The organism is Ideonella sp. sgz306126, assembly GCF_056032705.1.
The window spans coordinates 56,505-72,375 of record NZ_JBVYWP010000008.1 but is presented as its reverse complement, the minus strand read 5'-3'; the positions used below and the strand labels follow the sequence as shown (position 1 = coordinate 72,375).

The 15,871-nt window shown below is 63.1% G+C and carries 31 protein-coding genes; all 31 read left to right on the top strand.

Features of this window, described 5'->3' with window-relative positions; translation table 11 throughout:
- A partial coding sequence (locus tag AC0N04_RS17770) for an EF-Tu C-terminal domain-related protein (protein ID WP_074987834.1) occupies nt 1-125 on the top strand: 125 nt, incomplete at its 5' end.
- A 9-nt stretch (nt 126-134) separates the two neighbouring features.
- Complete coding sequence (rpsJ, locus tag AC0N04_RS17765; RefSeq protein ID WP_474283836.1) at nt 135-449, top strand: 30S ribosomal protein S10; 315 nt, start codon at nt 135-137, stop codon at nt 447-449.
- A 230-nt stretch (nt 450-679) separates the two neighbouring features.
- Entirely contained in the window at nt 680-1,351 is a 672-nt protein-coding gene (gene rplC, locus AC0N04_RS17760) for a 50S ribosomal protein L3 (RefSeq protein ID WP_474283834.1), read from the top strand.
- Nucleotides 1,351-1,971, top strand: coding sequence for a 50S ribosomal protein L4 (rplD, locus tag AC0N04_RS17755; protein WP_474283832.1), 621 nt, complete (start codon nt 1,351-1,353; stop codon nt 1,969-1,971). Before rplC ends, rplD begins: the two co-directional genes overlap by 1 nt.
- Nucleotides 1,968-2,279, top strand: coding sequence for a 50S ribosomal protein L23 (gene rplW / locus AC0N04_RS17750; protein ID WP_474283830.1), 312 nt, complete (start codon nt 1,968-1,970; stop codon nt 2,277-2,279). The genes rplD and rplW overlap by 4 nt, the downstream gene beginning before the upstream one ends.
- Before the next feature lie 3 nt (nt 2,280-2,282).
- Entirely contained in the window at nt 2,283-3,107 is an 825-nt protein-coding gene (rplB, locus tag AC0N04_RS17745) for a 50S ribosomal protein L2 (protein WP_474283828.1), read from the top strand.
- A 10-nt stretch (nt 3,108-3,117) separates the two neighbouring features.
- The gene (rpsS, locus tag AC0N04_RS17740; RefSeq protein ID WP_474283826.1) at nt 3,118-3,393 is read left to right on the top strand and encodes a 30S ribosomal protein S19; all 276 of its coding nucleotides are present in this window, start codon (nt 3,118-3,120) and stop codon (nt 3,391-3,393) included.
- A gap of 11 nt (nt 3,394-3,404) precedes the next feature.
- Nucleotides 3,405-3,734: a 50S ribosomal protein L22 gene (gene rplV, locus AC0N04_RS17735; protein WP_474283824.1), complete on the top strand. Its 330-nt coding sequence runs from the start codon at nt 3,405-3,407 to the stop codon at nt 3,732-3,734.
- A gap of 8 nt (nt 3,735-3,742) precedes the next feature.
- Nucleotides 3,743-4,612 carry a 30S ribosomal protein S3 gene (rpsC, locus tag AC0N04_RS17730; RefSeq protein ID WP_474283822.1) on the top strand — a complete coding sequence of 290 codons (870 nt, stop codon included), beginning with the start codon at nt 3,743-3,745 and terminating at the stop codon, nt 4,610-4,612.
- A gap of 2 nt (nt 4,613-4,614) precedes the next feature.
- Nucleotides 4,615-5,031 (top strand): 50S ribosomal protein L16, encoded by a 417-nt coding sequence (gene rplP / locus AC0N04_RS17725; protein WP_474283820.1) that lies wholly within the window; start codon nt 4,615-4,617, stop codon nt 5,029-5,031.
- Between the two features lie 27 nt (nt 5,032-5,058).
- Complete coding sequence (gene rpmC, locus AC0N04_RS17720; RefSeq protein WP_474283818.1) at nt 5,059-5,259, top strand: 50S ribosomal protein L29; 201 nt, start codon at nt 5,059-5,061, stop codon at nt 5,257-5,259.
- Nucleotides 5,256-5,543 carry a 30S ribosomal protein S17 gene (gene rpsQ, locus AC0N04_RS17715; RefSeq protein ID WP_474283816.1) on the top strand — a complete coding sequence of 96 codons (288 nt, stop codon included), beginning with the start codon at nt 5,256-5,258 and terminating at the stop codon, nt 5,541-5,543. The genes rpmC and rpsQ overlap by 4 nt, the downstream gene beginning before the upstream one ends.
- A gap of 128 nt (nt 5,544-5,671) precedes the next feature.
- A complete protein-coding gene (locus AC0N04_RS17710) occupies nt 5,672-6,181 on the top strand; it encodes a redoxin family protein (RefSeq protein ID WP_474283814.1) in 510 nt (169 codons plus the stop codon).
- Between the two features lie 319 nt (nt 6,182-6,500).
- Nucleotides 6,501-6,869 (top strand): 50S ribosomal protein L14, encoded by a 369-nt coding sequence (rplN, locus tag AC0N04_RS17705; RefSeq protein ID WP_088286487.1) that lies wholly within the window; start codon nt 6,501-6,503, stop codon nt 6,867-6,869.
- Nucleotides 6,870-6,897: 28 nt separating this feature from the next.
- Nucleotides 6,898-7,215: a 50S ribosomal protein L24 gene (rplX, locus tag AC0N04_RS17700; protein WP_474283811.1), complete on the top strand. Its 318-nt coding sequence runs from the start codon at nt 6,898-6,900 to the stop codon at nt 7,213-7,215.
- A gap of 15 nt (nt 7,216-7,230) precedes the next feature.
- Nucleotides 7,231-7,797, top strand: a complete 567-nt coding sequence (gene rplE, locus AC0N04_RS17695; RefSeq protein WP_474283809.1) for a 50S ribosomal protein L5 — start codon at nt 7,231-7,233, stop codon at nt 7,795-7,797.
- A gap of 8 nt (nt 7,798-7,805) precedes the next feature.
- Nucleotides 7,806-8,111, top strand: coding sequence for a 30S ribosomal protein S14 (gene rpsN / locus AC0N04_RS17690; RefSeq protein WP_474283807.1), 306 nt, complete (start codon nt 7,806-7,808; stop codon nt 8,109-8,111).
- A gap of 24 nt (nt 8,112-8,135) precedes the next feature.
- Nucleotides 8,136-8,531: a 30S ribosomal protein S8 gene (gene rpsH / locus AC0N04_RS17685; protein WP_474283805.1), complete on the top strand. Its 396-nt coding sequence runs from the start codon at nt 8,136-8,138 to the stop codon at nt 8,529-8,531.
- 18 nt (nt 8,532-8,549) lie between these two features.
- Nucleotides 8,550-9,083 carry a 50S ribosomal protein L6 gene (gene rplF / locus AC0N04_RS17680; protein WP_474283803.1) on the top strand — a complete coding sequence of 178 codons (534 nt, stop codon included), beginning with the start codon at nt 8,550-8,552 and terminating at the stop codon, nt 9,081-9,083.
- Nucleotides 9,084-9,094: 11 nt separating this feature from the next.
- On the top strand, nt 9,095-9,454 hold the full coding sequence (gene rplR / locus AC0N04_RS17675; protein ID WP_474283801.1) for a 50S ribosomal protein L18: 360 nt from the start codon (nt 9,095-9,097) through the stop codon (nt 9,452-9,454).
- 24 nt (nt 9,455-9,478) lie between these two features.
- Entirely contained in the window at nt 9,479-9,997 is a 519-nt protein-coding gene (gene rpsE, locus AC0N04_RS17670; protein ID WP_474283799.1) for a 30S ribosomal protein S5, read from the top strand.
- 22 nt (nt 9,998-10,019) lie between these two features.
- Nucleotides 10,020-10,205, top strand: a complete 186-nt coding sequence (rpmD, locus tag AC0N04_RS17665; RefSeq protein WP_474283797.1) for a 50S ribosomal protein L30 — start codon at nt 10,020-10,022, stop codon at nt 10,203-10,205.
- 27 nt (nt 10,206-10,232) lie between these two features.
- Nucleotides 10,233-10,664 carry a 50S ribosomal protein L15 gene (gene rplO / locus AC0N04_RS17660; protein WP_474283795.1) on the top strand — a complete coding sequence of 144 codons (432 nt, stop codon included), beginning with the start codon at nt 10,233-10,235 and terminating at the stop codon, nt 10,662-10,664.
- Between the two features lie 31 nt (nt 10,665-10,695).
- A complete protein-coding gene (gene secY, locus AC0N04_RS17655; RefSeq protein ID WP_474283793.1) occupies nt 10,696-12,006 on the top strand; it encodes a preprotein translocase subunit SecY in 1,311 nt (436 codons plus the stop codon).
- Nucleotides 12,007-12,036: 30 nt separating this feature from the next.
- Nucleotides 12,037-12,255: a translation initiation factor IF-1 gene (gene infA / locus AC0N04_RS17650; RefSeq protein WP_474283791.1), complete on the top strand. Its 219-nt coding sequence runs from the start codon at nt 12,037-12,039 to the stop codon at nt 12,253-12,255.
- Between the two features lie 38 nt (nt 12,256-12,293).
- Complete coding sequence (gene rpmJ / locus AC0N04_RS17645; RefSeq protein ID WP_058933616.1) at nt 12,294-12,407, top strand: 50S ribosomal protein L36; 114 nt, start codon at nt 12,294-12,296, stop codon at nt 12,405-12,407.
- A 35-nt stretch (nt 12,408-12,442) separates the two neighbouring features.
- Nucleotides 12,443-12,808, top strand: coding sequence for a 30S ribosomal protein S13 (gene rpsM, locus AC0N04_RS17640; protein ID WP_474283788.1), 366 nt, complete (start codon nt 12,443-12,445; stop codon nt 12,806-12,808).
- A 30-nt stretch (nt 12,809-12,838) separates the two neighbouring features.
- Entirely contained in the window at nt 12,839-13,243 is a 405-nt protein-coding gene (rpsK, locus tag AC0N04_RS17635; protein ID WP_474283786.1) for a 30S ribosomal protein S11, read from the top strand.
- 197 nt (nt 13,244-13,440) lie between these two features.
- Nucleotides 13,441-14,064 (top strand): 30S ribosomal protein S4, encoded by a 624-nt coding sequence (gene rpsD / locus AC0N04_RS17630; protein ID WP_474283784.1) that lies wholly within the window; start codon nt 13,441-13,443, stop codon nt 14,062-14,064.
- A 156-nt stretch (nt 14,065-14,220) separates the two neighbouring features.
- Nucleotides 14,221-15,210, top strand: a complete 990-nt coding sequence (locus AC0N04_RS17625; RefSeq protein ID WP_474283782.1) for a DNA-directed RNA polymerase subunit alpha — start codon at nt 14,221-14,223, stop codon at nt 15,208-15,210.
- Nucleotides 15,211-15,429: 219 nt separating this feature from the next.
- On the top strand, nt 15,430-15,819 hold the full coding sequence (rplQ, locus tag AC0N04_RS17620; protein ID WP_474283780.1) for a 50S ribosomal protein L17: 390 nt from the start codon (nt 15,430-15,432) through the stop codon (nt 15,817-15,819).
- Nucleotides 15,820-15,871: the final 52 nt, after the last annotated feature.

The window sequence follows — 15,871 nt, the reverse complement described above, 5'->3', positions numbered from 1 at the left end:
GCGACAACGTCAGCATCACCGTCAAGCTGATCGCCCCGATCGCGATGGAAGAAGGCCTGCGCTTCGCCATCCGTGAGGGTGGCCGCACCGTCGGCGCCGGCGTCGTCGCCAAGATCATCGAGTAAGGAACGGACATGTCCACCAAACAAAAGATCCGTATCCGTCTCAAGGCCTTCGATTACAAGCTGATCGACCAGTCGGCCCTCGAAATCGTCGACACGGCCAAGCGCACCGGCGCGATCGTCCGCGGCCCCGTGCCGCTGCCGACCCGCATGCAGCGCTTCGACATCCTGCGCTCGCCGCACGTCAACAAGAGCTCGCGCGACCAGTTCGAAATCCGCACCCACCAGCGGCTGATGGACATCGTCGACCCGACCGACAAGACCGTCGATGCGCTGATGAAGCTGGATCTGCCGGCCGGCGTGGACGTCGAGATCAAGCTGCAGTGAGCCTGACTGGCGCCTGGACAGGCCCCTTGCGGGTTTGTTCGGTGCTGGTTATACTCGCAAGCTTTTCCGGCTAAAGGGGTGGTCTTCAAGGGCCGCCCCTTTGCCGTCTCCGTGCGGCGCAGGGGTGAAAATCTCGGCGCTGTGCGACACCAGTCAGTTCGGCCAATCGATGTCGAACTTGTGAAACCCAGCCTCTTGACGCTTTCGGGCCAGGGGGGCGGAGAAGAAACATGAGTCTAAGCAATCGCCTCGGATTGCTGGGCCGCAAGGTGGGCATGATGCGCGTGTTCACGGACGATGGCGACGCCATTCCCGTGACCGTGCTGGATGTGTCCAACAACCGCGTGGCTCAGGTCAAGACCGTTGAGAACGACGGCTACAGCGCCCTTCAAGTGGCGTTCGGTACGCGCAAGGCATCGCGCGTGACCAAGCCGGAAGCTGGCCACCTCGCGAAGGCGGGCGTTGAAGCCGGTGAGATCCTCAAGGAATTCCGTGTCGACGCCGCCGTGGCGGCCGAGTACCAGCCGGGCGCCAGCGTGCCCGTCACGCTGTTCGCAGCGGGCCAGAAGGTCGACGTGCAGGGTACGTCGATCGGCAAGGGCTTCACGGGCACCATCAAGCGTCACCACTTCGGCTCGCAGCGCGCGTCGCACGGCAACAGCCGTTCGCACAACGTGCCGGGTTCGATCTCGATGGCGCAGGATCCGGGTCGCGTGTTCCCGGGCAAGAAGATGTCCGGCCATCTGGGGGACGACACGGTCACCACCCAGAACCTGGACATCGTTCGCATTGACGAAGCCCGCCAGCTGCTGCTGGTGCGCGGCGCCGTGCCGGGCTCCAAGAACGGCCATGTGGTCGTGCGGCCGGCCGTCAAGGTCAAGGCCAAGAAGGGAGCCAACTGATGCAACTCGAGCTCCTGAACGAACAAGGCCAGGCCACCTCCAAGGTGGACGCTCCCGATACCGTGTTCGCCCGTGACTACAACGAAGCGCTGGTTCACCAGATCGTTGTGGCCTACCAGGCCAACGCGCGCCAGGGCACCCGCGCCCAGAAGAACCGCGAGGCGGTTCATCACTCGACCAAGAAGCCGTTCCGCCAGAAGGGCACCGGCCGCGCTCGTGCCGGTATGACGTCGTCGCCGCTGTGGCGTGGCGGTGGTCGCACCTTCCCGAACAGCCCGGACGAGAACTTCTCGCAGAAGGTCAACAAGAAGATGTACCGCGCCGGCATGGCGGCCATCCTGTCGCAGCTGGCCCGCGATGGCCGCCTGGCGGTGGTGGATTCGCTGACGGTGGATTCGCCCAAGACCAAGCAATTGGCCGCCAAGTTCAAGGCCATGGGCCTGAGCTCGGTGATGGTGATCGCCGACAGCGTCGACGACAACATGATCCTGGCCTCGCGCAACCTGGCCAACGTGCTCGTCGTCGAGCCGCGTTACGCCGATCCCCTGTCGCTGGTCTTCTACAAGAAGGTGCTGGTGACCAAGGCCGCGATCGAGCAGCTCAAGGAGATGTTCGCATGAGCGCCAAGTTCAATGAGGGCCGTCTGGCCCAGGTGCTGGTCGCCCCGGTGATTTCCGAAAAGGCCACCCAGGTTGCCGAGAAGCACAACCAAGTCCTGTTCAAGGTCTTGCGCGATGCCACCAAGCCCGAGATCAAGGCGGCGGTCGAACTGCTGTTCAAGGTCGAGGTCGAGGCCGTCAACATGGTCAACGTCAAGGGCAAGGTCAAGCGCTTTGGCAAGAACATGGGCCGCCGTGACCACGTCAAGAAGGCCTATGTCTCGCTGAAGGCGGGACAAGAGCTGAACTTCTCCGGGGAGGCCGCGTAAATCATGGCTGTCGTCAAAGTCAAACCGACCTCCGCCGGCCGCCGTGCCGTCGTGAAGGTGGTGCACAAGCACCTGCACAAGGGCGCTCCGGAAGCCTCGCTGCTGGAACCCCAGAAGCAGAATTCGGGCCGCAACAACAACGGCCACATCACGATTCGCCACAAGGGTGGCGGCCACAAGCACCACTATCGCGTGGTCGACTTCAAGCGCAACAAGGACGCCATTCCGGCGAAGGTCGAGCGCATCGAGTACGACCCGAACCGCACGGCTCACATCGCGCTGGTGTGCTACGCCGATGGCGAGCGCCGCTACATCATCGCCCCGCGCGGTCTTGAAGTGGGCGCCACCATCCTGAGCGGCGCCGAGGCGCCGATCAAGGCGGGCAACACGCTGCCGATCCGAAACATTCCGGTGGGCTCGATCATCCACTGCGTCGAGATGCTGCCAGGCAAGGGTGCCCAGATCGCCCGCTCGGCAGGCACCTCGGTCACGCTGATGGCGCGCGAAGGCACCTATTCGCAGGTTCGCCTGCGTTCGGGTGAGGTCCGCAAGATCCACATCGATTGCCGCGCCACCATCGGTGAGGTGAGCAACGAAGAGCACAGCTTGCGTCAGTACGGCAAGGCCGGTGCGATCCGCTGGAAGGGCATCCGCCCGACCGTCCGCGGCACCGCCATGAACCCGGTCGACCACCCGCACGGTGGTGGCGAAGGTCGTACGGGCGAAGGCCAGGCTCCGGTGTCGCCGTGGAACACCCTGACCAAGGGCTACCGTACTCGCAACAACAAGCGCACGCAGACGTTCATCGTTTCGCGTCGCAAGAAGTAAGGGCTGGACCATGGCACGTTCACTCAAGAAGGGTCCCTTCGTGGACCACCACCTTCTGGCCAAGGCTGAAAAGGCCGTTGCCGTGAAGGACAAGAAGCCGATCAAGACCTGGTCGCGCCGTTCCACCATCCTGCCCGACTTCATCGGCCTGACGATTGCCGTTCACAACGGCAAGCAGCATGTGCCCGTGTATGTGACCGACCAGATGGTCGGCCACAAGCTGGGCGAGTTCGCGCTGACCCGTACGTTCAAGGGCCACCCCGCGGACAAGAAGGCCAAGAAATAAGGAACACGACGATGGAAACCAAAGCAATCGTTCGTGGCGTCCGCCTCTCTGCCGACAAGGGCCGCCTGGTGGCGGACCTGGTCCGCGGCAAAAAGGTGGACCAGGCTCTGAACATCCTGACCTTCACCCAGAAGAAGGCCGCCGGCATCGTCAAGAAGGCGCTCGAGAGCGCCATCGCCAACGCCGAGCACAACGACGGCGCCGATATCGACGAACTGAAGGTCACCTCGATCTATGTGGAGCAAGGCACCACGCTGAAGCGTTTCTCGGCCCGCGCCAAGGGCCGTGGCAACCGCATCAGCAAGGGTACCTGCCACATCTACGTGACCGTCGGGAACTGAGGAAGACCATGGGACAGAAAATCCATCCGACCGGCTTCCGCCTGCCCGTCACCCGTGCCTGGGCGTCGCGCTGGTATGCGAACAGCAAGAACTTCGCCACGATGCTGGCCGAAGACCTTGATGTGCGCGAATACCTCAAGGCCAAGCTGAAGAATGCGGCCGTCTCGCGCATCCTGATCGAGCGCCCCGCCAAGAATGCCCGCATCACGATCTACTCCGCCCGCCCGGGCGTGGTGATCGGCAAGAAGGGCGAAGACATCGAGGCGCTGAAGGCCGAACTGACCAAGCGTCTGGGCGTGCCGGTGGCGGTGAACATCGAGGAAGTGCGCAAGCCCGAAATCGATGCCCAGCTGATCGCCGACTCGATCACCCAGCAGCTCGAGAAGCGCATCATGTTCCGCCGCGCGATGAAGCGTGCGATGCAGAACGCGATGCGCCTGGGCGCCCAGGGCATCAAGATCATGTCCGCCGGCCGCCTGAACGGCATCGAAATCGCCCGCACCGAGTGGTACCGCGAAGGCCGCGTGCCCTTGCACACCCTGAAGGCCGACATCGACTACGGCTTCTCCGAAGCCAAGACGACCTATGGCGTGATCGGCGTGAAGGTCTGGGTCTACCGTGGCGATCGCCTGGCCAACGGCGACGCGCCGGTGATCAACACGCCGGCGGGTGCCGAGGATGATCGCCGTCCGCGTCGCAACACCCGTCCGGGCGCTCCGGCTGGCCGTGGTCGTCCGGGGGCTGACCGTCCCGCGGGTGATCGTGGCGCGGCGCGTCCGGGTCCGGCCGATGCCGCTCCTGGCGCGGCGCCTGCCGCGGTCAAGCGCGTGCGCAAGGTCGCTGCGGCCCCGGCTGCTGGCGAAGGCAAAGGAGAATAAGCATGCTGCAACCAGCACGTCGCAAATACCGTAAGGAACAGAAGGGTCGCAACACTGGCGTCGCCACCCGTGGCGCCGCGGTGTCGTTTGGCGATTTCGGCCTGAAGGCGACCGAGCGCGGTCGCCTGACAGCCCGCCAGATCGAAGCCGCCCGCCGTGCCATTTCGCGCCATATCAAGCGCGGTGGCCGCATCTTCATCCGCATCTTCCCGGACAAGCCGATCTCGCAAAAGCCTGCCGAAGTCCGTATGGGCAACGGCAAGGGCAACCCCGAGTACTACGTGGCTGAGATTCAGCCGGGCAAGGTGCTCTACGAGATCAACGGCGTTCCCGAAGCGCTTGCTCGCGAAGCGTTCACGCTGGCTGCTGCCAAGCTGCCGCTGCGCTGCACCTTCGTGGCTCGCCAGCTCGGCGCTTAATGAGCGTTGACCCAAGGACAGCACATCATGAAAGCATCTGAACTGCGAGCCAAGGACGTGGCCGCGCTGGAAAAGGAAGTCGCTGACCTCCTGAAGGCGCACTTCGGCCTGCGCATGCAAAAAGGCACCCAGCAACTGAGCAACCACGCCACGTTGGGCAACACCCGTCGTGACATTGCGCGCGCCAAGACCATCCTGGCCGAAAAGAAGAAGGGAGCTGCGAAATGACCCAAGCTCAAGAAGCCACCCAAGCGGCCGCCACCAATACCCGGACGCTGGTCGGCCGGGTGGTCAGCGACAAGCGGGCCAAGACGGTGACCGTTCTGGTCGAGCGCCGCGTCAAGCACGAGCTCTACGGCAAGATCGTGGCCCGCTCGCGCAAGTACCACGCGCATGACGAGAAGGGTGAGTTCCACATGGGCGACATGGTGGAAATCGCCGAGACCCGTCCGTTGTCCAAGACCAAGAACTGGGTCGTGACCCGTCTGGTCGAGAAGGCCCGGTTGGTCTGATCGCCTGAGCGCCCGTCGGGGTTGGGGTCTTGCGCCCCGGCAGCCGACACGGAGGCCGGAACGCTGGAATACTGGCGGCCGGCCTTTTTCTATGGCGCTTGGCAACGAGCGCACCACGGAGACACATCATGCTCAAAGTCGGAGACCGGCTGCCCGCCGGCAGCCTGCAGGAATTCATCGAAGTCGAAGGCCAGGGCTGCAGCCTGGGGCCGAACAGTTTCGACATCGCCAAGGCGGCAGCCGGCAAGACGCTGGCCATCTTCGCCCTGCCGGGCGCGTTCACGCCGACCTGTTCGGCGCAGCATGTGCCGGGCTACCTGGCGCAGGCCGACGCGCTGCGTGCCGCTGGCGTCGACGAGATCTGGTGCGTGTCCGTCAACGACGCGTTCGTGATGGGGGCCTGGGGCCGCGACCAGAAGACCGCCGGCAAGCTGCGCATGATGGCCGACGGCTCCGCGGCCTTCACGACAGCCACCGGCCTGGTGCTGGACCTCACGGCCAAGGGCATGGGGGTGCGGTCGCAGCGCTACTCCATGCTGGTGGTCGATGGCGTCGTCAAGTCACTGAACATCGAGGGCCCGGGCAAGTTCGAGGTCAGCGACGCCGAGACCCTGCTGGCGCAGGCCCGTGGGCTCTGATCCAAAGGGCTGATCCGGAGCCTGCGTGAGCGGGCTCCACAAAAACATGGCGCAGGCTGTTGACTTCGGTCGCTCGCTTGCTGCATAATCAACAGCTTCGCCGGTCAGTGGCGACGTTCAGTGCAGGAAATCTGGCTTTTGGCCCCGCGTCAAAACACCATGCCAGGTTCGCAACACCGCACCGAATTCGACGCTGGCGGGTTTCAGCCCAAGCGGCTGAGGTGATCGCAAGGTTGCTTCAGCAAGACGGGACCAATACTGACCGTTGAGGTGGTGCCATAGGGGCGCTGCACATCGGGAGCAAGTTGGGGACACAGACATGATTCAAATGCAATCGCGGCTTGACGTCGCGGACAACACGGGCGCGAAGTCCGTCATGTGCATCAAGGTGCTGGGCGGCTCCAAGCGTCGCTACGCCGGTATCGGCGACATCATCAAGGTGAGCATCAAGGAAGCAGCGCCGCGCGGCCGCGTCAAGAAGGGCGAGGTCTACAGCGCCGTGGTGGTTCGCACCGCCAAGGGCGTGCGCCGTCAGGATGGCTCGCTGGTCAAGTTCGACGGCAATGCCGCCGTGCTGCTCAATGCCAAGCTGGAGCCGATCGGCACCCGCATCTTCGGGCCGGTGACGCGCGAGTTGCGCACCGAGCGCTTCATGAAGATCGTGTCGCTGGCGCCCGAGGTGCTCTGAAGCACCCGCCCCGAGTAAAGGAAACGCGATGAACAAGATTCGCAAAGGCGACCATGTCGTGGTGCTCACGGGCCGCGACAAGGGCAAGCGTGGCACGGTGACGCTGCGTGTTGACGACGACCATGTGGTGGTCGAGGGCGTCAACATGGTGAAGAAGCATGTCAAGCCGAACCCGATGAAGGGCACGACCGGCGGCGTGGTGGACAAGACCATGCCGATCCACCAGTCGAACGTGGCCATCTGGAACGCGGCGGCCGGCAAGGGCGACCGTGTGGGCATCAAGACTCTGGCCGATGGCAAGCGCGTTCGCGTTTACAAGTCCAGCGGTGAAGAGATCAAGGCTTAAGGCGGGGATCCGAGCATGAGTCAACAGCAACAAGCCGCCGTGGTCGCGCGACTGCAGGCGTTCTACAAGGCGACGGTGGTTCCCGACATGATGGCCAAGTTTGGCTACAAGTCGATGATGGAAGTGCCGCGCCTGACCAAGATCACGCTGAACATGGGTGTCAGCGAGGCCGTCGCCGACAAGAAGGTCATGGATCACGCCGTCGGCGATCTGACCAAGATTGCCGGCCAGAAGCCGGTGGTCACCAAGTCGAAGAAGGCCATCGCCGGCTTCAAGATCCGTGACGGCGTGCCCATCGGTTGCATGGTCACGCTGCGCGGTGCCCGCATGTTCGAATTCCTGGACCGTTTCGTCACCGTGGCCTTGCCTCGGGTGCGTGACTTCCGCGGCATCTCCGGCCGTTCGTTCGACGGTCGCGGCAACTACAACATCGGCGTCAAGGAACAGATCATTTTCCCGGAAATCGAGTACGACAAGATCGACGCGATCCGTGGCATGAACATTTCCTTCACGACCACGGCGAAGACCGACGACGAGTGCAAGGCGCTGCTCGCCGCGTTCCGCTTCCCGTTCAAGAACTGAGGTGACCTGTGGCTAAACTTTCCCTCATTCAGCGCGAAGAAAAGCGTGCGAAGCTGGTGCTCAAGTACGCGAAGAAATACGCGGAACTCAAGGCCATCATCGACGACGCCAAGAAGTCGGAAGACGAGCGCTACGCGGCTCGTCTGGAGTTGCAAAAGCTGCCCCGCAACGCGAACCCGACCCGTCAGCGCAACCGCTGCGGGCTGACCGGGCGTCCGCGTGGCACCTTCCGTAAGTTTGGGCTGGCACGCAGCAAAATCCGCGATCTCGCTTTCAAGGGTGACATCCCCGGCGTGATCAAGGCCAGCTGGTAATCAAGGCGAACAGGAGATAACACCATGAGCATGAGTGATCCCATCGCCGACATGCTGACCCGCATCCGCAATGCGCAGGCAGTTGAGAAGGCTTCGGTTTCGATGCCGGCTTCGAAGCTGAAAGTGGCCATTGCCCAGGTGCTGAAGGATGAGGGCTATATCGATGCCTTCGCCGTCAAGGGTGACAGCGGCAAGAGCGAACTCGAAATCGCGTTGAAGTACTACGCTGGCCGTCCGGTCATCGAGCGCATCGAACGTGTCAGTCGTCCCGGCCTGCGGATCTACCGCGGTCGTGACACCATTCCCCAGGTCATGAATGGTCTGGGTGTCGCCATCGTCACCACTCCCAAGGGCGTGATGACCGATCGCAAGGCGCGCGCTACCGGTGTCGGTGGCGAAGTGCTCTGCTACGTGGCCTAACGGGAAGGAGTCAAGGCAATGTCCCGCGTTGGAAAAATGCCGATCGCCGTCCCCAAGGGTGTGGACGTCCAGATCGCCGGAGACCAGATCACCGTCAAGGGGGCCAATGGCACCCTGGTGCGTCCGGCTCATACGCTCGTCACGATCAAGAATGATGCCGGCGTGCTGCAAGTCGCTCCCGCGAATGACTCGGTGGAAGCCGATGCCATGAGCGGCACGATGCGCGCGCTGCTGAGCAACATGATCAACGGTGTCAGCAAGGGCTTCGAGAAGAAGCTGACGCTGGTCGGCGTGGGCTTTCGTGCCCAGGCCCAGGGCCAGAAGCTGAACCTGCAGATCGGGTTTTCGCATCCGGTCGTCAAGGACATGCCTGTCGGCATTTCCGTGGCCACTGCGACGCCGACGGAAATCCTGATCAAGGGTGCTGATCGTCAAGTGGTGGGTCAGATTGCCGCTGAAGTGCGCGCGATCCGGCCCCCCGAGCCCTACAAGGGCAAGGGTATCCGCTACGCCGATGAGCGCGTGGTCCTCAAAGAGACCAAGAAGAAATAAGGAGCCGCACCATGCTGAACAAGAAAGAGCAGCGTCTGCGTCGTGCGCGTCAAACGCGCGAACGCATTGCCAAGCAAGGCGTCGCACGTCTGACGGTCTTCCGCTCCAACCTGCACATCTACGCCAGCGTCATTTCCGAATGCGGCACCAAGGTGGTCGCTTCGGCTTCCACGGCCGAAAAGGCAGTGCGCGAGCAACTCGGTGGCAACGGTGGCAATGCGGCCGCGGCCGCCCTGGTGGGCAAGCGCGTCGCCGAGGCCGCGAAGGCGGCGGGTGTCGAGAAGGTGGCGTTCGACCGGGCCGGTTTTGCTTACCACGGCCGCGTCAAGGCGCTGGCCGAGGCGGCTCGCGAAGCCGGCCTGCAGTTCTGATCGCCCGGCACAAGGAATATCGAAATGGCAAAGTTTCAACCTCGCGCCCAGACCGAAGGCAATGACGACGGCCTGAAGGAAAAGATGATTGCGGTCAACCGCGTCACCAAGGTCGTCAAGGGGGGGCGTACGCTGAGTTTCGCAGCGCTGACCGTGGTCGGCGACGGCGATGGCCGGGTCGGCATGGGCAAGGGCAAGGCCAAGGAAGTGCCGGTGTCGGTGCAGAAGGCCATGGACTCGGCGCGTCGCAACATGATCAAGGTGTCGTTGAAGAACGGCACGATCCACCACAAGGTGGAAGGCGAGCATGGCGCGGCCCGCGTCCTGATGATGCCCGCACCGGCGGGTACCGGCATCATTGCCGGCGGTCCGATGCGTGCCGTGTTCGAAGTGCTGGGCATCACCGACATCGTCGCGAAGAGCCACGGCACCTCGAATGCCTACAACATGGTGCGTGCCACGCTGGACGCGCTGAAGCGCTCGACCACGCCGGCCGCGGTGGCAGCCAAGCGCGGCAAATCGGTTGAAGAGATCTTCAGCTGATCAGGCGCAGGAGAACCATTCAATGACGCAAGACAAGAAGACCCTGACGGTCAAACTGGTCAAGAGCCCCATCGGCTGCAAGCAGTCGCATCGCGATACGGTTCGCGGCCTGGGCCTGCGCCGCATGAACAGCCAGTCCGTGCTGGAGGACACCCCTTCGGTGCGCGGCATGATCAACAAGATTTCCTACCTGGTCCAGGTGCTGTAAGCGCCGAAGCGATCGAGGAAGAGCACCATGCAACTCAATACCATCAAGCCGGCCACCGGCGCCAAGCACGCCAAGCGCCGTGTCGGCCGCGGCATCGGCTCGGGCCTGGGCAAGACGGCGGGACGTGGCCACAAGGGTCAGAAGTCGCGCGCTGGCGGCTATCACAAGGTGGGCTTCGAGGGTGGCCAAATGCCGCTTCAGCGTCGCCTGCCCAAGCGTGGCTTCAAGTCGGCGCTGCTGAAGTACAACGCTGAAATCACGCTCGGCGAACTCCAGGCGCTGGGCGCCGACGAGGTCGATCTGCTGACGCTCAAGCAAGCGGGCCTGGTGGCTCAGCGCGTGAAGAACGTCAAGGTGATCAAGTCCGGCGAGTTGGCCAAAAAGGTCACGCTGAAGGGGATCGGCGCCACCGCCGGCGCCAAGGCGGCGATCGAGTCGGCTGGCGGCTCGCTGGCCTGAGGCCTGACGGACGACAAGGACACCCACGCTCGTGGCAACCTCACCGAATCAACTGGCCAAGTCGGGCAAGTACGGCGATCTGCGCCGTCGCTTGTTCTTCCTGGTTGGCGCGCTGGTGGTCTACCGCATCGGGGCGCACATCCCCGTGCCCGGGATCAATCCGCACCAACTGCAGGCTCTGTTCCAGGGTCAGCAGGGCGGTATCCTGAACCTGTTCAACATGTTCTCGGGAGGCGCGCTGTCGCGCTTCACGGTGTTCGCGCTGGGGATCATGCCGTACATTTCGGCATCGATCATCATGCAGTTGATGGGGCATGTGCTGCCTAGCCTGGAGGCGCTGAAGAAGGAAGGCGAGTCCGGCCGGCGCAAGATCACGCAATACACCCGGTACGGGACGCTGGTGTTGGCGTTGTTCCAGTCGCTCGGCATTGCCATGGCGCTGGAAGGTTCGGCGGGTCTGGTGATCCACCCCGGAGCCGGTTTCCGCCTGACGGCGGTGGTCAGTCTGGTGGCCGGCACGATGTTCCTGATGTGGCTGGGAGAGCAGATCACCGAACGTGGGCTGGGCAACGGCATCTCGATCATCATCTTCGGCGGTATCGCGGCGGGGCTGCCCAATGCGATCGGTGGATTGGTCGAACTGGTCCGAACGGGGGCGATGAGCATCCTGGTCAGCCTGTTCGTGATCGCGATCGTGATCGGCGTGACGTACTTCGTGGTGTTTGTCGAGCGGGGTCAACGCAAGATTCTGGTCAACTACGCCAAGCGCCAAGTGGGCAACAAGGTCTATGGTGGTCAGTCGTCGCATTTGCCGCTGAAGCTGAACATGTCGGGCGTGATTCCGCCGATCTTCGCCTCGTCGATCATCCTGCTGCCGGCCACGGTCGCGGGGTGGTTCGCGACGGGCCAGGGCATGCGCTGGTTGAAGGACATCTCGGGCGCCTTGTCGCCGGGGCAGCCGATCTACGTGATGCTGTACGCCACGATGATCGTCTTCTTCTGCTTCTTCTACACCGCCCTGGTGTTCAACAGCCGCGAGACGGCCGACAACCTGAAGAAGAGTGGTGCGTTCATTCCAGGCATCCGGCCCGGCGATCAGACGGCCAAGCACATCGACAAGATCCTGTCGCGGCTGACGATGGCGGGGGCGATCTACATCACCTTGGTGTGCCTGTTGCCGGAATTTTTGGTGCTGAAGTACAACGTTCCGTTCTACTTCGGTGGTACCAGCCTGTTGATCATCGTGGTCGTCACGATGGACTTCTGGGCCCAGGTGCAGTCTTATCTGATGAGTCAGCAGTACGAGTCTCTGCTGAAGAAGGCGAATTTCAAGGCGGGCTGATACCCACTGGGGTGGCCAGCAACCACAGACATGGCGAAGGACGACGTCATCCAGATGCCGGGCGAGATCCTGGAGAACCTGCCCAATGCGACGTTCCGGGTGAAGCTGGAAAACGGGCATGTGGTTCTGGGGCACATCTCGGGAAAAATGAGGATGCACTACATCCGCATCCTGCCTGGTGACAAGGTGACGGTCGAATTGACGCCATATGATTTGAGTCGCGCTCGGATCGTTTTCCGCGCAAAGTAAAACGTTCAAGAGCGCTTGAACAGGTCAAGGAGAAGACGATGAAAGTCTCTGCATCGGTCAAGAAAATGTGCCGCAACTGCAAGATCATCCGCCGTAACGGCGTGGTTCGCGTGATCTGCACCGACCCCCGCCACAAGCAGCGGCAGGGTTGAGTCGGGCACGCTGACAGCGAATCGAAGGAAGCACAATGGCACGTATTGCTGGTATCAACATTCCGCCGCAGAAGCACGCGGAAATCGGTCTGACCTACATCTTCGGCATCGGCCGCACGACAGCGCAGAAGATCTGCGAAGCCGTCGGCATCCCGTTCTCGAAGAAGATCAAGGATCTGACCGACGGCGACCTGGAGAAGATCCGGGAAGAAGTGGGCAAGCTGACCATCGAGGGCGACCTGCGTCGCGAGACCTCGATCAACATCAAGCGCCTGATGGACCTGGGTTGCTATCGCGGTTTCCGTCATCGTCGCGGCCTGCCGATGCGCGGCCAGCGGACGCGCACCAATGCGCGCACCCGCAAGGGTCCGCGCAAGGGCGCCGCGGCGCTGAAGAAGTAAGCCTGCCGTTTCACGTAAAGAGTACAAGACATGGCCAAGTCACCCGCCAACACCGCCGCTCGGCGCGTGAGCAAGAAGATCCGCAAGAACATTGCGGACGGCATTGCGCACGTGCACGCGTCGTTCAACAACACCATCATCACGATCACCGATCGCCAGGGCGGCGCACTGTCCTGGGCGTCGTCGGGTGGCCAGGGCTTCAAGGGTTCGCGTAAATCGACCCCGTTCGCCGCTCAGGTCGCGGCCGAAGTGGCCGGTCGTGCAGCGCAAGAGCAGGGCATCAAGAATCTGGACGTTCGGATCAAGGGCCCTGGCCCGGGTCGCGAATCGTCCGTGCGTGCCCTGGCATCGCTGGGCATCCGCATCAATTCGATCTCGGACATCACCCCGATCCCGCACAACGGCTGCCGCCCCCAAAAGCGTCGCCGTATCTGATCGCAGCGGGGCATTCGCTGCCCTGCTACAATTGAGAGTTCATCTGACTGCCGGCAATGGTTTCGACCATCGCCGGCCGTTTTGACTCCAAGCCCACCGTCTGAGCGTCTCGAACAACACTCGCCAGACTCGCGCACAACCTTCCGCCCCTGGGCGGCTCGGTTGCAAAGCGTCAGACCATCGACAAGGAAAGCAACGTGGCACGTTACCTCGGCCCCAAGGCCAAACTCTCCCGCCGTGAAGGCACCGACCTGTTCCTGAAGAGCGCCCGCCGCGCCATCAGCGACAAGGCGAAGTTCGATTCCAAGCCGGGCCAGCACGGCCGGACCTCGGGCTCCCGCACCTCGGACTTCGGCCTGCAGTTGCGCGAGAAGCAGAAGGTCAAGCGCATGTACGGCGTGCTGGAGCGCCAGTTCCGCCGCTATTTCGCCGAGGCCGATCGCCTGAAGGGCAGCACCGGTGTGAACCTGCTGACGCTGCTCGAATCGCGGCTGGACAACGTGGTCTATCGCATGGGCTTCGGCTCGACCCGCGCCGAGGCTCGTCAACTGGTGTCGCACAAGGCGCTGATGGTCAATGGCCAGGTCGTGAACATCCCGTCCTACCAAGTCAAGGCCGGCGACGTGATCGCGATGCGCGAGAAGTCGAAGAAGCAATTGCGCGTGGTCGAGGCCTTGAAGCTGGCCGAGTCGATCGGCTTGCCGGATTGGGTCAGCGTCGACGCCACCAAGCTCGAAGGCACGTTCAAGAAGACGCCTGATCGCGATCAATTCGGTGCCGAGATCAACGAATCGCTGATCGTCGAGTTGTATTCGCGTTGACGAATTCCGGGCTGCGCACGTGCCGGGCATGCCCTGGCACGTGTTCATCCACGCCGCTGTGGTAAGCCGGACCTGCAGCGTGCGAGACGTTTCCGGCGTGGTCCGTCAGCCTTATCGGTGTAACGAGCCGAGGGTATTGAGAGGAACAGGACTTACATGCAAACCAATCTGCTGAAACCCAAAGCCATCGTTGCGGAGCCGCTGGGCGGTCACCGCGCCAAGGTCACGCTCGAACCGTTCGAGCGCGGCTATGGCCACACGCTGGGCAACGCGCTGCGGCGCGTGCTGCTGTCGTCGATGGTGGGTTACGCGCCGACGGAGGTCACGATCGCCGGCGTGTTGCATGAGTATTCGACGATCGACGGCGTTGCCGAGGATGTCGTGCACATCATGCTGAACCTGAAGGGCGTGGTGTTCCGCCTGCACAACCGCGATGAAGTCACGCTGGTGCTGCGCAAGGAAGGCGAGGGCCCGGTCACCGCGGCTGACATCCAGACCCCGCACGACGTCGAGGTGGTCAACCCCGAACACGTCATCGCCAACCTGGCGCAGGGCGGCAAGCTGGACATGCAGATCAAGGTCGAAAAGGGCCGCGGCTATGTGCCCGGCAACATGCGCCGTTTCGGCGACGAGCCGACCAAGTCGATCGGACGGATCGTTCTCGATGCGTCGTTCTCGCCCGTCAGCCGGGTCAGCTACGCGGTCGAGAACGCCCGCGTCGAACAGCGTACCGATCTCGACAAGCTGGTCATGGAGATCGAGACCAACGGCGCCATTTCGCCCGAGGAAGCCATCCGCGCGTCGGCCAAGATCCTGGTGGAGCAGCTCGCGGTGTTCGCCCAGCTGGACGCCGGTGACGTGATCGGCGGCGGCGAGGCCGCGTCGCGTCCGGGCAAGGTCTTCGACCCGATCCTGCTGCGTCCGGTCGACGAACTCGAACTGACGGTGCGTTCGGCCAACTGCCTGAAGGCCGAGAACATCTACTACATCGGCGACCTGATCCAGCGTACCGAAACCGAGCTGCTCAAGACCCCGAACCTGGGCCGCAAGTCGCTCAACGAAATCAAGGAAGTGCTGGCTTCGCGCGGCTTGACCCTGGGTGCCCGTCTCGAAGACTGGCCGCCGCAAGGGTTGGACAAGCGCTGAATCGGCCCACCCCCTACCGGCTGACGCCGGCCCCCTCAAGGGGGCGCCGCGAGTGGACTGGCGAAGCCAGATCCACCGCGTCCGCTGGACGGGGTTGTGTTGTGTTTGAAGGCTGGAGCGTGCTCCAGCCTGATTTGAAAGAGGGCGGCTTCGTCCGCCCGGTGCACCCGGCAGTACCTGATACGGCTGCTGGCGATTACTCAAGGAAAGGAAAGCACCATGCGTCACCGTCACGGTCTCCGCAAACTCAACCGCACCAGCGAGCATCGTCAAGCGATGCTGCGCAACATGTGCGTCTCGCTGCTCAACCACGAAGCGATCAAGACCACGGTCCCCAAGGCCAAGGAATTGCGCCGCGTCGTCGAGCCGCTGATCACCCTGGCCAAGGAGGCCACCGTGGCCAACCGCCGGCTGGCCTTTGCCCGCCTGCGTGACCGCGATGTGGTCACCAAGCTGTTCAATGAATTGGGACCGCGCTATGCGGCGCGTCCGGGCGGCTACACCCGCATCCTGAAGATGGGCTTCCGCGTCGGGGACAACGCTCCGATGGCTTTTGTCGAGTTGGTCGATCGGCCCGAGACCCAAACCGCTGCCGCCGCGGCCGAGTGATGCCTCGGGGGCGGCACGCCCTTGACGCGACTCAGCGATGAAGGCCGGCACT

Excerpts from the sequence above, each read along its gene's own strand:
- rpmC (WP_474283818.1), top strand. The coding sequence starts at position 5,059 with ATGAAAGCATCTGAACTGCGAGCCAAGGACGTGGCCGCGCTGGAAAAG.
- rpmD (WP_474283797.1), top strand. The coding sequence starts at position 10,020 with ATGACGCAAGACAAGAAGACCCTGACGGTCAAACTGGTCAAGAGCCCC.
- rpsK (WP_474283786.1), top strand. The coding sequence starts at position 12,839 with ATGGCCAAGTCACCCGCCAACACCGCCGCTCGGCGCGTGAGCAAGAAG.
- rpsJ (WP_474283836.1), top strand. The coding sequence starts at position 135 with ATGTCCACCAAACAAAAGATCCGTATCCGTCTCAAGGCCTTCGATTAC.
- rplE (WP_474283809.1), top strand. The coding sequence starts at position 7,231 with ATGAGTCAACAGCAACAAGCCGCCGTGGTCGCGCGACTGCAGGCGTTC.
- rplC (WP_474283834.1), top strand. The coding sequence starts at position 680 with ATGAGTCTAAGCAATCGCCTCGGATTGCTGGGCCGCAAGGTGGGCATG.
- rpsM (WP_474283788.1), top strand. The coding sequence starts at position 12,443 with ATGGCACGTATTGCTGGTATCAACATTCCGCCGCAGAAGCACGCGGAA.
- rpsC (WP_474283822.1), top strand. The coding sequence starts at position 3,743 with ATGGGACAGAAAATCCATCCGACCGGCTTCCGCCTGCCCGTCACCCGT.
- rpsE (WP_474283799.1), top strand. The coding sequence starts at position 9,479 with ATGGCAAAGTTTCAACCTCGCGCCCAGACCGAAGGCAATGACGACGGC.
- rplR (WP_474283801.1), top strand. The coding sequence starts at position 9,095 with ATGCTGAACAAGAAAGAGCAGCGTCTGCGTCGTGCGCGTCAAACGCGC.
- rplF (WP_474283803.1), top strand. The coding sequence starts at position 8,550 with ATGTCCCGCGTTGGAAAAATGCCGATCGCCGTCCCCAAGGGTGTGGAC.
- rplB (WP_474283828.1), top strand. The coding sequence starts at position 2,283 with ATGGCTGTCGTCAAAGTCAAACCGACCTCCGCCGGCCGCCGTGCCGTC.
- rplV (WP_474283824.1), top strand. The coding sequence starts at position 3,405 with ATGGAAACCAAAGCAATCGTTCGTGGCGTCCGCCTCTCTGCCGACAAG.
- rplQ (WP_474283780.1), top strand. The coding sequence starts at position 15,430 with ATGCGTCACCGTCACGGTCTCCGCAAACTCAACCGCACCAGCGAGCAT.
- infA (WP_474283791.1), top strand. The coding sequence starts at position 12,037 with ATGGCGAAGGACGACGTCATCCAGATGCCGGGCGAGATCCTGGAGAAC.
- rpsS (WP_474283826.1), top strand. The coding sequence starts at position 3,118 with ATGGCACGTTCACTCAAGAAGGGTCCCTTCGTGGACCACCACCTTCTG.
- rpmJ (WP_058933616.1), top strand. The coding sequence starts at position 12,294 with ATGAAAGTCTCTGCATCGGTCAAGAAAATGTGCCGCAACTGCAAGATC.
- rplX (WP_474283811.1), top strand. The coding sequence starts at position 6,898 with ATGAACAAGATTCGCAAAGGCGACCATGTCGTGGTGCTCACGGGCCGC.
- AC0N04_RS17625 (WP_474283782.1), top strand. The coding sequence starts at position 14,221 with ATGCAAACCAATCTGCTGAAACCCAAAGCCATCGTTGCGGAGCCGCTG.
- rplW (WP_474283830.1), top strand. The coding sequence starts at position 1,968 with ATGAGCGCCAAGTTCAATGAGGGCCGTCTGGCCCAGGTGCTGGTCGCC.
- rplD (WP_474283832.1), top strand. The coding sequence starts at position 1,351 with ATGCAACTCGAGCTCCTGAACGAACAAGGCCAGGCCACCTCCAAGGTG.
- rpsH (WP_474283805.1), top strand. The coding sequence starts at position 8,136 with ATGAGCATGAGTGATCCCATCGCCGACATGCTGACCCGCATCCGCAAT.
- rplO (WP_474283795.1), top strand. The coding sequence starts at position 10,233 with ATGCAACTCAATACCATCAAGCCGGCCACCGGCGCCAAGCACGCCAAG.
- rplN (WP_088286487.1), top strand. The coding sequence starts at position 6,501 with ATGATTCAAATGCAATCGCGGCTTGACGTCGCGGACAACACGGGCGCG.
- rpsQ (WP_474283816.1), top strand. The coding sequence starts at position 5,256 with ATGACCCAAGCTCAAGAAGCCACCCAAGCGGCCGCCACCAATACCCGG.
- rplP (WP_474283820.1), top strand. The coding sequence starts at position 4,615 with ATGCTGCAACCAGCACGTCGCAAATACCGTAAGGAACAGAAGGGTCGC.
- AC0N04_RS17710 (WP_474283814.1), top strand. The coding sequence starts at position 5,672 with ATGCTCAAAGTCGGAGACCGGCTGCCCGCCGGCAGCCTGCAGGAATTC.